Genomic DNA, 15208 nt, shown 5'->3' with positions numbered 1-15208 from the left:
TCTGAATCTAAGAAATCTGACTATGGCCCAATTTCCCTACTTTATCGAGACACTGCGCAAAGATTACTCAATCTTCGAGAACAAGCGCGCTTATCCCAATGCGAAGGATGGAGATGGCGTTGTCATCACCTACAACTTCATGACGTCGGTGTCAGAGGATCTGCGGTCTGACATCATTATCGACCCGGGCCCATCGTTCAAACGCTACACAGCTGCTGAGAAGCGCGTGATTGAAAGGGCGCTGAAGGCTTGGTCTTCCGTTGCCAACATCACATTCGTCAAATCGGATGCACAGGATGCCGACCTCATGTTTGGCCAGCATCGGATGCCCTATAGAATTGACGGTTATGCGGGCGGGCTGACCTACACCTTTGACCGCAATAAGCTGAAGCCAGCCGATATCTGGCTCGATACGGATGATTTCATTCGCACACCGTTGGGGCAAATAACCGCGACCCATGAGGTTGGCCATAGCCTGGGACTGACACATCCCTTCGTCGGCAAGAAGGGTTTCAAACCCGGTGAGCTTGAGACATCGGTCATGTCGCAGAACCTGTGGGGACCATCACCCTACAAAGGGTCGGGCACCAAACTCGGGGTTCTCGATACGGCGGCGATCCAGGCGATCTATGGGCCGGCAAAAAAGAAGCTCGGCGACAATACGTACAAGCTTGGAACCACAAAGTTGATTTGGGATGGCGGCGGGATCGACACGATTTCTGCAGCCGGCGCAAAGGCCAAGGCTCATATCGATATGAATGACGGTTCCTGGAACTGGATCGGCAAGAAGGCGGCGTCAATTCTGAGCGCGGGGCAGACTTGGCTTGGGCATTTCACGGAGATCGAGAACGCGGTTGGGTCGAAGTTCAGCGATACGATTGTCGGGAATGAACTCGACAACACGATTCGAGGCGGCAAGGGTAACGATACCATAATCGGTGGCGCTGGTGCGGATACGCTCTATGGGGGACCGGGCAAGGATCGGTTTGTGTTCAAGAGTTTCTCGGAGATGGGAACGCTTGATCGTCCAGATGCGATCATCGATTTCACGCCCGGCGACCGGATCGATCTGCGCGGGCTCGGCTTGAAGTTTCTCGGAAACGCAGGCGCCGACTCGATCCTGACTGCAACAAAATTTGCGCAATTCTACTTCAATTCCTCGCTCGGAGAGCTTCGCTTCGATTCTGACGGAAACGGAACCGCAGACTTTGCGATCCGTGCCGTTGCGTCGCGCGCGGATCAATTTTTGTTGTGAAGGTGATCCTCGTGAACAGCGTTCTGACAGGAAATGGAATGATTATACGCCTGATGCAAACGCTCAGTGGCGCCTTTATAATCCTGCTTCTCTCGACCGCCTTCGGGAAGGCGGCCGAGCTCGATCAGGTCTGTGGAACGCAGCCTTCGGTGCTCGAGCCGATCTACCCGATTGAGGGGCCGTTCGAAGCGCCTACGCTGGGCCACGAACCGCTGGACCGTGCGATGGATAACCATGGGATTCCTCAAATGAACGCTCTACTCGGAATGCAAGAGGCCTTTTGCCGAGGTAACTTAACAAATAAGGATTTTTTGAATGAACAAAGCTCATAAACGCATTTGGCTGGCAGCTCTAGTATCGGCGCTAACTGTGATTGATTTCGCATACTTGATGAACTTCAGAGGTTATAAAACTTATTGCAGAAATTTTTTCTGCGTGAGTTATGATGATATTGATTCAATATTTCCATTAGTTATAATAATACTATTTAAATATTTTGTATTGACTATTATTTTATATATGGCGATTCAGTTTATAGGTTTTTTTATCACAAAATTTTTCGGATTAAAAAGGCATCTTTGAAATGCTAAACATCGCCTATAAAATATTGCGGCGCTCTCTTTATGCATGCTTCATCATTTTCTGCTTATTTATCTTAGTAAATATAATAAACCTACTAATTTATATTCGCGGGCCAATTCTTTCATATGATCCAATATTTCAAGAAAAAAGATCAATATCGTTCAAAGAGCTAACTTCCAACGGCGCCTATGAGGTTTGCCTCGTATTTCCGGGTATAGAAATGGAAAGGGTGACCAGAATACCTAAAGAAAAATTGAATAAAATATTGAGACATAACGTTGACAGAGTCGATACCGCATGGACCATAGTGAGATATAATAACTCTCTCATCAAAGCTGATCTTATTAGCCCTTCGCTTTTTTCAGCTCAAATCGAGAATTCATTATGCATTAAAAATGAAGATGTCGATTCCTGCTTTGCGTTCGATGTATCGAGCAAGACGTTTCATATTGAAACGAAGTGCCATCAAGGAGTGAAAAATGGCCGATAAAGACATGAGCGGACTAGCACGTGCGATCGATGCATTGGGTTTATCAGGAATTGTTGGGAGACAGGATAGTAAATACGCTGATCTCGCCACAAAAACACGAGAAGAATTTGGGCTTCCAGAAACGTATCAAAATACACTTAAGCATTCTATTCTGTCGACCAACCTGTCTCTAAATTGGGGGCCCGCATCGTTAGTTGCCACAGGATGGCTGGAAAATTTACAAATTGGGACTGCATTTATTAGTAAAAACCCAATTCAAAATACGATAGATACGTATAACGATACTTTTAAAGATCAGTTAAACAATTTTACAGGTCCCTTTATCGCAGATTTTCTCAGACAAAATTATGAAAATATAACCTTAGACCACATTATGGCCGCAAATGGAATTTTGGCTAAAGCGGGATTGCTGTCTATCTCAGTGGACGATCCAAGGCTAAATTCTCTAGACGCTAAATTAAAGCTCACCGTGCAAATTCAGAACGTTTTAAAGAATAATATTTCTGTAATTAATAGAATAGCTAATGATCATACAGTAACAGAAAAACACAATTGCTTCCCTTCTAATACACAAATTAGTCTCGCGGGCGGATTATCAAAGCCCATTAATGAAATCCAAGTTGGCGATATTGTAAATTCTTTTCACCCAATTTCGAATAAATTCGAAAATAAAACTGTAATACGAATTTTTACTAACATAACAACCGAATGGCTAATTACTTCAATTGGCCTTGTCCTGACTCCTGGCCATCTCTTGCTGAACGAATTTGGTAAGTTCGAGAGAGCAGATGATCTCATCGCGCGTGGTGGAAAGATCGTTCTCGAGGATGGGACGCTTCAATCCGTAACGGCAGAAAGGATCGCCTATTCCGCCGAGACGCGTCATCTCTACGAAGAAGCCGAAGAATTCGCTTATGTCACCGACGGCGGAAACGCGCTCAAGCCCGAGATCCGCCGCGGCTGGCGGACTTATAATTTCGAAGTCGAAGAGCTTCACACTTATATCGCCGGCGGGGTCCGCGTACACAACGACTCGCTGCAAAACTATCTCAACCTCTCGGTTATGCTACGCAACGAAGCCTACACGGCCGTGGCATTTAATGACCTTAGAAATGAGTTCGGTATCCACGGTGCCGCAGCTGCGGCGTATCGTAGTGATTCGTTCGCATCGCCTGACTTTGGAAAGCACCTCTCAGAGCAAATGGGAGCCTATTCGAAGGCTCTTGCCAGTCATGACTTGGTGACTGCCGAGGCCATCAAGAATGGTCTTGCCAATGTCCTTGCTACGGGAATTGCACCAGCAATCAGAGAGCTGGAAGAGACGATCAAGGCAAATCCCCATTCTTCAGCAAGACCAGAGTGGCAAAAGGAACTAGACACTCTAAGGGCCAACTCCAGCAAAGTAACTCAGGCACTCAAAACAGGGCGGTTTGATGATAAATCTCCGGTTCCAAGCCCATCTGTAGGTATTCCTGATGTTCTTGCGAATGTCGGAAATTTCCTCGGCGGAGTGATTGGGGGGCTCGCCGATGCTATCGGCGGATTGCTTGGAGGGATCGCTGACGCGATTGGAAATGCGCTTGGGGCGATAGGGGAGGCCTTGGGAGGGCTCTTTGGGGGTGGCGCCACATCGCACGCGGAGGTCGAGGGGCAGAGTGAACTCTCCATAAATGGTCCCGCCCCTGCCGAAGGCGCCTCTACGACTGAACCGATTGTAGTCCAAAGAGGATCTACCACTCTGACCTACAACCCAGATGGCTCTGTCTTGTCTGAGACCTCTGGCGGGAACAAGAAGAGTTACGCCGCTGTCAAAGGAGAGGACGTTCTCGAAATAGGCGAGCGAGTGGTGCAAGCAGATGGCGCTGTGCGTGAGGAGGTTACCACTGCGCTTCCAGGGAAAAATAGCGGTGTTCAAAAAACTCTCAGCACCTACGATTCATCGGGAGCGCTGACCGCCCGTGTGGTTCAGATCAAAGACATCGTACGAATGACCTATCAGCGAGATCGCGACGGAATCCTCACGATTAGTCACTACACCCAGTCTGGAGCCCTCGAACTGCAAATCTTTATCGACAAAGATGGATCCGGCTGGAACTGGGAGTTTGACTACAAAACGAGCCGCGAGTGGAAGAACAAGAAGACTTTTTATGACAAGAAAAACAAAGCGCTCTATGCCGAAGTCGAACTCGCCAAGGGCGCCACAGAAATCTGGAGTTACACAAAGACCCGCACACTTCCATCGGACATAAACAGGCTCAAGTTGGTCGATAAGGCTAAGAACGGCGTCGGGAATGCTAATAACAACCGGATGACCGGAAACGATCTCGGCAATGACCTCTATGGCGCTGCTGGGAATGATAAGATCTTCGGCGGCCAAGGAAACGACACGCTGAGAGGCGGTGAGGGCAGCGATATTCTCCAAGGCGAGGCCGATCAGGACAATCTCGTTGGCGAAGCGGGAGACGACACGCTCTACGGCGGTGAAGACAACGATAGTCTTTGGGGTGGAGACGGTAATGACGTTCTCTACGGGGATGACGGTGAATCCAAGCTCCCGGGCGATGACAAGCTCTATGGCGGCTTCGGCGACGATACCCTCCACGGAGGGCTTGGAGACGATACGCTAGAAGGTGAACAGGGAGACGATGTCCTCTATGGCGAGGCGGACCGGGATCATCTCTCGGGCGGCGACGGAAACGACACCCTTTTCGGCGGCAGCGGTGGCGACGTATTATACGGTGACGCTGGGAACGATATTCTGCAAGGCGGATCGGGCAATGACACGCTTTTCGGCGGTACCGGCGCTGACTATCTCGATGGCGGAAGCTGGGATGACAAGCTGAAGGGCGACGACGGCAACGATACGCTTATCGGAGGTGATGGTTACGACACCTTGGAGGGCGGAGCCGGCGACGATCTTTTAGAGGGCGGCGACGATGCAGATTTCCTCTACGGTGGCGATGGCCGCGACACGCTTTACGGCGGCGGAGGCATCGACAATCTGTTCGGTGGAAACGGCAACGATCTGCTCGATGGCGGGATCGGCGATGACATCCTTTGGGGAGACGACGACGACGACACTCTGATCGGAGGCGATGGGCGGGACGAGCTTCACGGCGGAAGCGGTAACGATACGCTCAACGGCGGCGCAGATATGGATTGGCTTTTCGGGGAGGCCGGAGACGATATCCTGAACGGCGAGGGCGGCAACGACATGCTGTTCGGCGGCGACGGACGCGATAGTCTGTTCGCTGGTGATGGTGACGATACCGTCGAGGGCGGGGCTGGGAATGACACCATCGAAGGTGGCTCCGGCAACGATCGGCTGCGCGGCGACGCCGGTGACGACGTCATCCACGGCAACGAAGGCCGTGATGATATCGACGGCGGTGCGGGCAACGACCTTATCTATGGCGATGATGGCAATGACGCTCTTCTCGGTTCATCAGGTCATGACACGATCTGGGGCGGCGCCGGCGATGATGTCATTACGGGCGACGAGGGCGATGACATTCTCCATGGCAATGACGGCAATGACATTCTCAAAGGCGAAGAGGGGGCCGACTCTCTGTACGGCGAGGCTGGCAACGACACTATCTTCGGTGGAACTGGGGCAGACACAATCCTCGGTGCGGAAGGCGACGACCAGATCTATGGCGATGCCGGCAACGACAGTCTCGATGGTGGCGCAGGATCCGACAAACTTTGGGGCGGCGACGGCGCAGACACACTCGTTGGCGGGGATGGCAATGACGTCCTGACAGGAGATGCCGGAGACGACAGTCTTGTCGGCGGTCTTGGCGACGACATGCTCTCAGGAGCCGACGGGAACGACACACTTGATGGCGGCGGCGGCCGTGATCAACTCTTCGGCGGTAACGGCAATGATACCCTTATTGGCGGCCCTGATGTTGATTTCATCGATGGAGGTAGCGGCGTCGATGTGATTGTCTTGAGCGGTAGGCGCACAGACTATGAGATCCGCTTCAATACGGCGACCGGTCGCTATTCCATCGTCGACAAGCGTGCCGGTTCTCCCGATGGAACGGACTTTGCCGACATCGAGATCTTCCGCTTCAGCGACGGCCAGTTCACGAAGGCCGATCTCGACTACATGACGAATACGGACGCGGAATCTGCCTGGGATTTGGAGAATAGTGACGGCTCCAAGAACCGGCTCGGTTGGGAGATCGATCCCGACAATCCATCACAGCTTCACGCCTTTATCGAACACCGCAACCTTGCTGGCGTTCGTGTCAGCAGAACCGAATTCAAATACGACGGTTCTCGGCTCGCGTATGCGTGGGATGTAAGTCCCGGCGGGACTGAACAGGACTGGGCGTTTTACATTCAAACGTTCGACGCGAACGCCAACCTAGTCAAACATCTCTATAAGATGGATGGCGGCCTATACAAGGTTCTGCAGTGGGATCCTTACAGGGCTGAAGACTGGAGCACGCGCGAGACGCGCTACGAGAGCCAATCCGCCTACGACGGTGCCAAACCGTATTGGCAAGAGGACATGCTCCACGAAAAGATCGAAGGCGTAGTCGAATATGTTCAGCGTGAGTGGGACTATGGCGCTTCCGTTTGGAGCAACGTTGAGCGGCATCTGGATAATCTGAAGCGCACGTTGTGGCAGAGAACGAACAACGACGATGGATCCTATGTCATCGAGGGCGCTGACTATGATTCAGACGAGCTCAATTACGTGGATAGCCGCCTGGAGAGCAAGCGGCTCGGGGAGGAATGGGAGAGCTTCACAGAAAAGTACGATCCACGCGAACGCAAGGTTTGGGAGTTCTACTCCTACCACGGCTACTTCGTAGATGAGGTTTACGTAAAGCCTCGCAGCATTGAAAAGGCATGGGACTATGCCGGGCTTGATTGGGAGAGTTGGGAAATGCATCGCGAGGGTACGGGTCCCGACGCTCGCGAGACGAAATACATTGTCGACTATGATACTCACCCGACACTCTCGAAGCTCGTGAAGTTCTGGGACTATTCGGGAACAACCTGGTCAACCCAAGTGACGCACTACGACAAGGCTGTTCCGACGCGTGAACTATGGCAGGAAGAGCAGTGGCTGTCCGACAAGAAGCTGACGAAGGGTATTGTTCGGACGTGGGACTACACAGCCGCGCTCGACTGGCAGAAATATGAGGCGCACTACAAGGGTGAGACCAAGATCACCACGAAGGAGATCACCTGGTACGATAACGGGAATTACGCCGAGATCGACCACGATATCGATAATGAAACATCAGCATGGCAACGCAGGACGGTCAAATGGGTGGATCCAACCAAGACAACAGAACTTTATCGCGCCGAGCTGAAAGACAATCTGCAGTTCATGGAGCACATCTTCGATCCGTTTAACGTATCGGGCGATCCTACCTATTCCAAGATCCTATACACGAATGAAAGTCGTTCGACGAAGATCGACGAAGAGATCCTAAACGACGACGGCACGTTGCTTGATGCCAAGTATGATCCGTATGGCAGCAGATCTCCCGATTGGTACAAGTACGCGGTCACTTATACGAACGATACTCGGGCCGTGGAACTTCGGGTAGAATATGTCTACGACGACAAGTCGTCTCAAGTGCAGGAATGGGATCGCTTCAACCGCGAAAAATGGTATGAGAAGCTCGTCAAAACTGACAAAAACGAAGTCAAGTATTACGAGAAGGTAATTTCCGATTCTGTAGGCGGCGTGAAGAAGGAAGTTTTGTGGGAGAAAAATATCGGATCCGGTACCTGGAAAGAGCGCATAACGACCAAGACTGATGGAACACACATAGATCGCCGAGAGATCATCTACAAGGATAAAGAGACGATCGAAACTTGGGAGTACTCTGGCGATAACATTAAAAGCCGCGAGATCGCAACTCTCAACAAGGGGACGGGCTCTTGGGATTGGAAGATAGAACAATTCATTGGGGAAACGGATCCAAGCATCATCTATACCAAGAACAAAGATAAAACCGCTCTTCTGGAGGTGAGGGATCCAAGAGACACCTTTGACTATAGTTCTTATACAATTATCCGTGATGCGAGCGATCATGCTGTTAGTGCGGAGACTTACTATGATAAGGGTGAATATAAGGGTCAAAAATGGGTCGATACGTGGACGAAAACGGGCGTCGGAACATGGGTCCATAAACAAGTGCGATATGATGCTGATGGCAACATAGTTCAGATGGGCGAGGACAACGATAACGGCCTTCATCCTCCTTTCTTTGAAAGTCCATTCGCGACCAAAGCGTCCTTCGCGGATCTCGCTTTCGGTATTGAATCTGGTGCTTTGTTCGAGAGTAACGCTACTATTGTTTACGCGAGCAATTTCTACAGCACGGCCAAAGACGATATCTTGAAGGGGACCAGCGCGAATGATGTGTTCTCGTTCAAGACGCAATTCGGTCGCGACATCATTGAAAAATTTCAGGCAGGTCCAGGAAGTGGCGATGTGATCGAGTTTCGTAAGGCGACGTTCGTGAATTTCGCAGAGGTTCTTGCTCACTCGACGCAGCAAGGCGCGGATGTACTGATTACGACCGATGATCGTAGTACTTTGCTGCTCAAGTATGTCGCTTTGTCGAGCCTGAGTGCTGACGATTTTCGGTTCGCAGGATAGTACCTGAGTTCCAATAGGTAACAGCTAAGCCTGCGGAGTGTATCGAGGGCTATCCGGTTGCCGCTGGACCACGATCTCTCAGCTGCTAAGCTGGCCTGGTGATCTGTTGAGAGTCGCTAGTAGTTGCCGCTGCCACGATCTCTCAGCTGCTAAGCTGGACAGCCGTTATCTCATTGAAAAATATAAAGTAACGGCTCCTCGGCTGCAGATAAAAATCGCTGGACTTCTAGAAATTAGGGCGAACTGATCAGGGTTTTCCGCTGCCGTTTACGGCGCTGGTCGAAAAATCGGACGATATTTTCATACTGCCTGTCGGTGTAAGGTAAGAATGTGAACATCGCCCTGATCGGCCATGAGTCGCGATATCGACGATTCGCTCTGGCCTCAGGTCGTCTTCCTGGAAGTTGAACGCCTCGCAGTCCGGGGAAGCCGGATGCTGAACGCGCCCCCCCCAGTTCATCGACGCGGATCTGGCGCACCCTGGCTTTTTTCAGTAAGGGCGACGCTACGGCGCCTCCTTTTTTTGTTCGTCTACATAACGAACAGTCCAGTTCGCAGATGCTTTCACGACGCGAGAGAAAGGGTCCGAGTTACAAGCCGCTCAACCAATGAGCCGATCTCGCCACAGCTCTGGCGCCTGCTGGGGCCGTTGTTAGGGCCATTCTTAACGGTTCAAAAAATATCTCAATAAAAACAAAAACTTAGGCGGAAAGGTTGGCGGAGAGGGGGAGATTCGAACTCCCGATACGGTTGCCCGTATGCCGCATTTCGAGTGCGGTGCATTCAACCACTCTGCCACCTCTCCGGAGGGCCTGATCCTGTTGCCAAGGTCGGCTGGTTGAGGCGGGGTGGATATCATGGGTCTTGAGGCTCTTCAAGCACCCTCCTGCCGGTTTTTGCTGGGTTTTTGGTTGACAAGGTCGGGGGTGTTCCCTAGAGAAGCCGTCTGTACGCGCGGGCCTTTGTGTCCGCGTGTTTCGTTGCGATGGCCGTCGGTCATCGTGAATTGAAGCCGGAAACTGCCAAAAAGCCGACCCTGCGGGTTTCCCGCAGAGAGTTGGGTTTGAACACGAGGATGAAGATGTTCGCAGTGATCAAGACCGGCGGCAAGCAATATCGCGTCGCCGCCGAAGACGTCATCACCATTGCCAGGCTCGAAGGAGAGCCGGGCGCCGCCGTCACGTTCGACCAGGTTCTCATGGTCACGAACGACAACGGCACCCAGGTCGGTGCGCCGCTCGTCGAGGGCGTCACCGTGGCGGGCGAGGTGGTTGAACACACGCGCGGCGAGAAGGTCATCGCCTTCAAGAAGCGCCGTCGTCAGAATTCGCGCCGCAAGCGCGGGCATCGCCAAGACTATACGGTCGTGCGGATCACCGAAATCCTGGCCGCTGGCGCGAAGCCCAAGAAGGCTGCGGCTAAGAAGACAACCAAGGCTGCGGCTGAAGACGCTGCGCCGGCCTCCGCTGAATAAGCGACGGCTCTGACAGGAACACGGGAGTACACCCATGGCTCATAAAAAAGCAGGCGGCTCGTCTCGCAACGGTCGTGATTCCGACGGCCGTCGTCTGGGCGTCAAGAAGTTCGGCGATCAACAGGTCGTGCCGGGCAACATCATCATTCGTCAGCGCGGCACGAAGTGGCACGCAGGCGCGAACGTTGGCATGGGCAAGGATCATACCCTCTTTGCCACGGCCAATGGACGCGTCCGATTCCTTACGAAACAAGGCCGAGCCTTCGTATCGGTCATTCCAGCCCAAGAGGCAGCAGAATAAACGGCGAGAGCAAAGCGAAGGAGCTCCCGCCGGTATCACACCGACCCGGCGGATCCAGAAGCTCCTGACAGGCCAAAAAGCGGCCAAGCTCCAGATCCAGACAAGCCAGGGGAGGTGGGATACCACCTCCCCTTCGCGTTTTCGGGCCTTGAAAGATGGCCCCATCTGGATCGGAGCAAGATCATGTTTCCCGACCTCACCCGTGACGATGTTTTCCGTTTGGAAACGCGCCGCCTTTGGCTGCGTTGGCCCCGTCTTGCCGATGCCCAAGCCATCGTACGTCTTGCCGGTGAGAAAACGGTCGCGGATATGACGACGCGAATTCCGCATCCATACTCACAGGAAGACGCCGAGCGGTTCGTGTTTCACGCCAGGCAGGCGAACGCGAATGGAGACGGGCTCGACCTCGCCATCACGCTGAAGGGCAAGCCCAACAGCGTCATCGGCATGGTCGGCATCAGTTCCAATCCGGAGGATGGCAGCCCCTTTCTCGGTTACTGGCTCGGTACGCCGCACTGGAGCGAGGGTTATGCAACCGAGGCCGCTCGGGCGCTCATCGACGCGTTCTTCGCTTATACTGATGGAAATGAGCTCACCTCGGCAGCGCGTGTGATCAACCCAGCCTCACGCCGCGTCCTGGAAAAGTGCGGCTTCGCCTTCCAGGGCTCGGGCCTCATGACGTTCCACGCGCAGGGTGGGTTATTTCCGGTCGACCATTTCCGCCTCGACCGGCGGGCGTGGACGAGCCTGAAGACCTGGAGCCATACCGGCCTCGTGCGCGAGCCGGGTGAGGCGGAAGTGGGTGAATTGTCTCTGGCATATTAACGAAAAGGCGCTCCCGGTCCGCCGGGCGCGCTTTTTCGTACCCTCTTCGCGTTGCTCCGGCACGCCTTGTCCCGTAAAGGGAGGAGGCTATGAAATTTCTCGATCAAGCCAAGATTTATATTCGCTCAGGTGACGGTGGCGCAGGTTGTGTCTCGTTTCGCCGCGAAAAGTTCATTGAGTTCGGTGGACCCGACGGCGGTGACGGTGGCCGCGGTGGTGACGTGTGGGCGGAATGCGTGGAGGGCCTGAACACCCTCATCGATTATCGCTACCAGCAGCACTTCAAGGCCCAGAAGGGCGAGCACGGCATGGGCAAGAACCGCGCCGGTGCCAAGGGCCGCGACATGGTGCTCAAGGTCCCGGAAGGGACCGAGATCCTGGACGAGGATGGCGAGACCGTCATTGCGGACCTCACCAAGGTCGGCCAGAAGGTTCTGCTCGCCAAGGGCGGCAATGGCGGCTTCGGCAATGCCTATTTCACCACCTCCACCAATCGCGCGCCGCGCCGGGCCAATCCCGGCCAGGAGGCGCAGGAGCGCTGGATCATCCTGCGGCTCAAGCTGATCGCGGATGCCGGCCTCGTGGGCCTGCCCAATGCGGGCAAGTCCACGTTCCTGGCGACAGTGAGTGCGGCCAAGCCCAAGATCGCGGATTATCCGTTCACGACCCTGCATCCGGGTCTCGGCGTGGTGCGGGCGTATAACCGCGAATTCGTGCTCGCCGATATTCCGGGCCTGATCGAGGGCGCGTCGGAAGGCGCGGGCCTCGGCGATCGATTCCTTGGCCATGTGGAGCGTTGTCGCGTGCTGTTGCACCTGGTGGATGCGACCAACGAACATGCGGGCAAGGCTTACAAGACCGTGCGAGGCGAGCTGGAGGCCTATGGCCACGAACTTGCGGACAAGCCCGAAATCGTTGCGCTGTCGAAGGCCGATGCGCTCGATGAGGAAACGCTTAAAGAGCGCGTTGCGCAGTTGAAGCGGGCTGCCAAGCGCACGCCTTATGTGATTTCGGCGGCCTCGGGGCAGGGCGTACAGGAAGTGCTGCAGGCGCTGCTTCAGGTTATCGATGCCGCGAAGGTCGAGGAAATGCCGTCCGCGCCGCAAGAAGAATGGCATCCATAAGAATGGCATCCATGACGCCTGATCTGCGCCAGTTCCGTCGCGTCGTTCTCAAAGTCGGCTCGGCTTTGCTTGTCGACCGCGCGCGGGGGCGTTTGAATCATGCCTGGCTCGCGGCGCTTGCTGAAGACATCGCGGATCTGCACGCGCAAGGGGCCGATGTGCTCGTGGTGTCGTCCGGCGCTATCGCCATGGGACGCACGGTGCTGGGGCTTCCGCCGGGATCGCTGAAGCTTGAAGAGAGTCAGGCGGCCGCCGCCGTCGGGCAGATCGCGCTGGCGCGGATCTGGGCCGAGGTTCTGGCGCATCACGACATCACCGCCGGGCAGATTCTGGTGACGCTCGCGGACACGGAAGAGCGGCGGCGCTATCTCAACGCTCGCGCAACCACGTTGAAGCTTCTCGAAATGCGCGCGGTGCCCATCGTGAACGAGAATGATACCGTGGCGACGAGTGAAATCCGCTACGGTGACAATGACCGTCTCGCGGCGCGTGTTGCGACGATGATTGGCGCGGATCTGCTGGTGTTGTTCTCCGATATCGACGGTCTCTATACCGCTCCGCCCGCATCGGATGCGAACGCGAAACACATTCCCGTGGTCGAGCGGATCACGCCGGAAATCGATGCGATGGCCGGTGGCCCGGCTTCCGAACTCTCGCGCGGAGGCATGCGCACGAAGGTGGAAGCCGGCAAGATCGCGACAGCCGGCGGCACGCATATGATCATCGCCGATGGCCGCGCGAAAAACCCGCTGCGCCGCGTGCGCGATGGCGGGCGTTGCACATGGTTTCTCACGCCCTCGAACCCTGCGACGGCGCGCAAGACATGGATCGCGGGCGCGCTTGAACCGCGCGGCACGCTTCATGTAGATGAAGGCGCGGCGAAGGCCCTGCGCGGCGGCGCAAGCTTGCTTCCGGTCGGTGTGCGCCGGATCGAAGGCTCCTTTGCGCGCGGTGATGCAGTGACGATCCATGACGGAAGCCGTGTGCTGGGGCGCGGGCTTGTGGCTTACGACGCGGGAGATGCGGCCCGCATCATCGGTCGCCCGAGCAGAGAGATCGAAACGATCCTCGGCTATGCCGGTCGCGCGGAGATGGTGCACCGGGACGACATGGCGCTCTCGGATTGAGCGAGCTCAACATGCGTGGTCAACGGCCGCGCCCATAGTGACCGATCAGTTCGGCAGAAGCGATGACGTGAGACTGCGCTTTTGCAATGACTTGAGCGCCTTTTGACGAAGATAAGGAATCGCTGAGGCGCTGATCGAGGGCGCTGATCTTGAACCGATAACGATGCGGCTTGTCCCCACGCGGCGGACATGGTCCGCCATAGCCGGTGCGTCCAAAGTCATTGATGGCCTGCAAGATGTCACTCCCGCCATGATTGCCTGCGCCTTCGGCGAGCTGGGAGATGTTGGGCGCGATGTTGAAAGCCACCCAATGACAAAACGTGCCGCGCGGCGCGTCCGGATCTTCACAGGTGAGAAGCAGGGATGCGGTGTTGGAAGGAATGTCCGTCCATACCAATGGCGGAGACAGATCTTCCCCATCGCACGCGTGTCGTGGCGGGATCGAGGCGCTTTCAGGAAATGCAGTGCTCGTCAGCCTCATCCCCATCTCGATGGCCTTTTGGATTCTCGGGAACGCTAGCATCGGGGCAAGGCGCCCGGTTGATATTTCTCAATCGAGAGCGAAGCCGTTTTAGCGAATACCGGTGCTAACCCGTGGCTTTCGCCAACAAGGCCATGAGCTCGTTTGCATCATGGGGCGCTGCGCTTTTCACGTCGTTGTCGAAATAGACGAAGACGTCGCGGCCCTCGCTTCGCCACGTGTCGATTGAGCGGGCCCAATCGTGTAGCGTCTCACGGCTGTAGCGTCCCGTGTAATGGCCCCCTTTGCCGTGGCCGCGCACATAGATGAAGTCCGCCGTCACGATCCAGGGCGCGGGCGCGGCCACGTGATCGGAAAGACAGAGCGCGGCGTTATGCTCCCGCAGGATATCGAGCGGCCTTTTCTCGAACCAGCTGGCATGTCGGAACTCGACGGTGCAGCGCCGTCCGCGCGGGATCTGTCCGAGGCAGCGCGCCAGACGCTCCAGGTATTCGGGTTTGGCTGACAGAGTCGGTGGAAGCTGGAACAGCACGGGGCCGAAAGCCGGGCCGAGTCCATCCATGCGCTTGAACACGAAGTCGACGTTGTCCCCCACATCCTTCAGGCGCTTGAGATGGGTGATGATGCGCGAGGCTTTCCACGCAAAGAGAAAGCCCTCCGGCGCGCTGTCGCGCCACGTTTCCACGGCCTTCTCGGTCGGTATGCGGTAAAAGGAATTGTTGATTTCGGTCGTGTTGAAATGTTCAACATAAAACGACAGGAAATTCTTCGGCGTCAGGTCGGCCGGGTAGAAGGGGCCGCGCCAGTCGCTATAGTGCCAGCCGGACGTGCCGATGCGAAGCTCGGCCGTTTTCGATCGGGCGCTGGAACTGGATTTTGACGCGGAAGACCCGCGAGGCTTGGACATGGACG

The 15208-nt window shown here is 55.1% G+C and carries 10 protein-coding genes and 1 tRNA gene; 8 read left to right on the top strand and 3 right to left on the bottom strand.

Annotated features, from left to right (window positions below; genetic code table 11):
• Window positions 1–22: 22 nt before the first annotated feature.
• The 3 genes from AB4072_RS10180 (at window position 23) to AB4072_RS10170 (ending at window position 8964) form a co-directional block, all read left to right on the top strand.
• Window positions 23–1255 carry a M10 family metallopeptidase C-terminal domain-containing protein gene (locus tag AB4072_RS10180; RefSeq protein ID WP_441967677.1) on the top strand — a complete coding sequence of 411 codons (1233 nt, stop codon included), beginning with the start codon at window positions 23–25 and terminating at the stop codon, window positions 1253–1255.
• An 11-nt stretch (window positions 1256–1266) separates the two neighbouring features.
• Complete coding sequence (locus AB4072_RS10175) at window positions 1267–1587, top strand: hypothetical protein (RefSeq protein WP_441967675.1); 321 nt, start codon at window positions 1267–1269, stop codon at window positions 1585–1587.
• A 729-nt stretch (window positions 1588–2316) separates the two neighbouring features.
• Window positions 2317–8964: a hypothetical protein gene (locus AB4072_RS10170; protein WP_441967673.1), complete on the top strand. Its 6648-nt coding sequence runs from the start codon at window positions 2317–2319 to the stop codon at window positions 8962–8964.
• A 715-nt stretch (window positions 8965–9679) separates the two neighbouring features.
• Here AB4072_RS10170 and AB4072_RS10165 read toward each other — a convergent pair.
• A tRNA-Ser gene (locus AB4072_RS10165) sits at window positions 9680–9769 on the bottom strand.
• A 276-nt stretch (window positions 9770–10045) separates the two neighbouring features.
• On the opposite strand from AB4072_RS10165, the gene rplU reads away from it, so the two are divergent.
• The 5 genes from rplU to proB all read left to right on the top strand — a co-directional run bounded on the left by rplU (window position 10046) and on the right by proB (window position 13815).
• Window positions 10046–10438 carry a 50S ribosomal protein L21 gene (gene rplU / locus AB4072_RS10160; RefSeq protein ID WP_441967671.1) on the top strand — a complete coding sequence of 131 codons (393 nt, stop codon included), beginning with the start codon at window positions 10046–10048 and terminating at the stop codon, window positions 10436–10438.
• A gap of 34 nt (window positions 10439–10472) precedes the next feature.
• On the top strand, window positions 10473–10739 hold the full coding sequence (rpmA, locus tag AB4072_RS10155) for a 50S ribosomal protein L27 (protein ID WP_441967670.1): 267 nt from the start codon (window positions 10473–10475) through the stop codon (window positions 10737–10739).
• A 183-nt stretch (window positions 10740–10922) separates the two neighbouring features.
• Complete coding sequence (locus AB4072_RS10150; protein WP_441967668.1) at window positions 10923–11564, top strand: GNAT family N-acetyltransferase; 642 nt, start codon at window positions 10923–10925, stop codon at window positions 11562–11564.
• An 89-nt stretch (window positions 11565–11653) separates the two neighbouring features.
• Entirely contained in the window at window positions 11654–12688 is a 1035-nt protein-coding gene (obgE, locus tag AB4072_RS10145) for a GTPase ObgE (protein ID WP_441967667.1), read from the top strand.
• Between the two features lie 11 nt (window positions 12689–12699).
• A complete protein-coding gene (proB, locus tag AB4072_RS10140) occupies window positions 12700–13815 on the top strand; it encodes a glutamate 5-kinase (RefSeq protein ID WP_441967665.1) in 1116 nt (371 codons plus the stop codon).
• 19 nt (window positions 13816–13834) lie between these two features.
• On the opposite strand, the gene AB4072_RS10135 is transcribed toward proB, so the two are convergent.
• Both AB4072_RS10135 and AB4072_RS10130 read right to left on the bottom strand, forming a co-directional pair.
• Window positions 13835–14296, bottom strand: coding sequence for a YbhB/YbcL family Raf kinase inhibitor-like protein (locus tag AB4072_RS10135; RefSeq protein WP_441967663.1), 462 nt, complete (start codon window positions 14294–14296; stop codon window positions 13835–13837).
• Window positions 14297–14402: 106 nt separating this feature from the next.
• A complete protein-coding gene (locus AB4072_RS10130) occupies window positions 14403–15203 on the bottom strand; it encodes a DUF72 domain-containing protein (protein ID WP_441967661.1) in 801 nt (266 codons plus the stop codon).
• Window positions 15204–15208: the final 5 nt, after the last annotated feature.

Source organism: Microvirga sp. 2MCAF38 (assembly GCF_052115485.1).
Lineage (GTDB): Bacteria > Pseudomonadota > Alphaproteobacteria > Rhizobiales > Beijerinckiaceae > Microvirga.
This window is presented reverse-complemented; position numbering and strand designations above follow the sequence as displayed.

What these genes read in the sequence shown, in the direction of transcription:
- AB4072_RS10180 (WP_441967677.1), top strand. Translation starts at nt 23, where the DNA reads ATGGCCCAATTTCCCTACTTTATCGAGACACTGCGCAAAGATTACTCA.
- AB4072_RS10170 (WP_441967673.1), top strand. Translation starts at nt 2,317, where the DNA reads ATGGCCGATAAAGACATGAGCGGACTAGCACGTGCGATCGATGCATTG.
- rplU (WP_441967671.1), top strand. Translation starts at nt 10,046, where the DNA reads ATGTTCGCAGTGATCAAGACCGGCGGCAAGCAATATCGCGTCGCCGCC.
- rpmA (WP_441967670.1), top strand. Translation starts at nt 10,473, where the DNA reads ATGGCTCATAAAAAAGCAGGCGGCTCGTCTCGCAACGGTCGTGATTCC.
- AB4072_RS10150 (WP_441967668.1), top strand. Translation starts at nt 10,923, where the DNA reads ATGTTTCCCGACCTCACCCGTGACGATGTTTTCCGTTTGGAAACGCGC.
- obgE (WP_441967667.1), top strand. Translation starts at nt 11,654, where the DNA reads ATGAAATTTCTCGATCAAGCCAAGATTTATATTCGCTCAGGTGACGGT.
- proB (WP_441967665.1), top strand. Translation starts at nt 12,700, where the DNA reads ATGACGCCTGATCTGCGCCAGTTCCGTCGCGTCGTTCTCAAAGTCGGC.
- AB4072_RS10135 (WP_441967663.1), bottom strand. Translation starts at nt 14,296, where the DNA reads ATGAGGCTGACGAGCACTGCATTTCCTGAAAGCGCCTCGATCCCGCCA.
- AB4072_RS10130 (WP_441967661.1), bottom strand. Translation starts at nt 15,203, where the DNA reads ATGTCCAAGCCTCGCGGGTCTTCCGCGTCAAAATCCAGTTCCAGCGCC.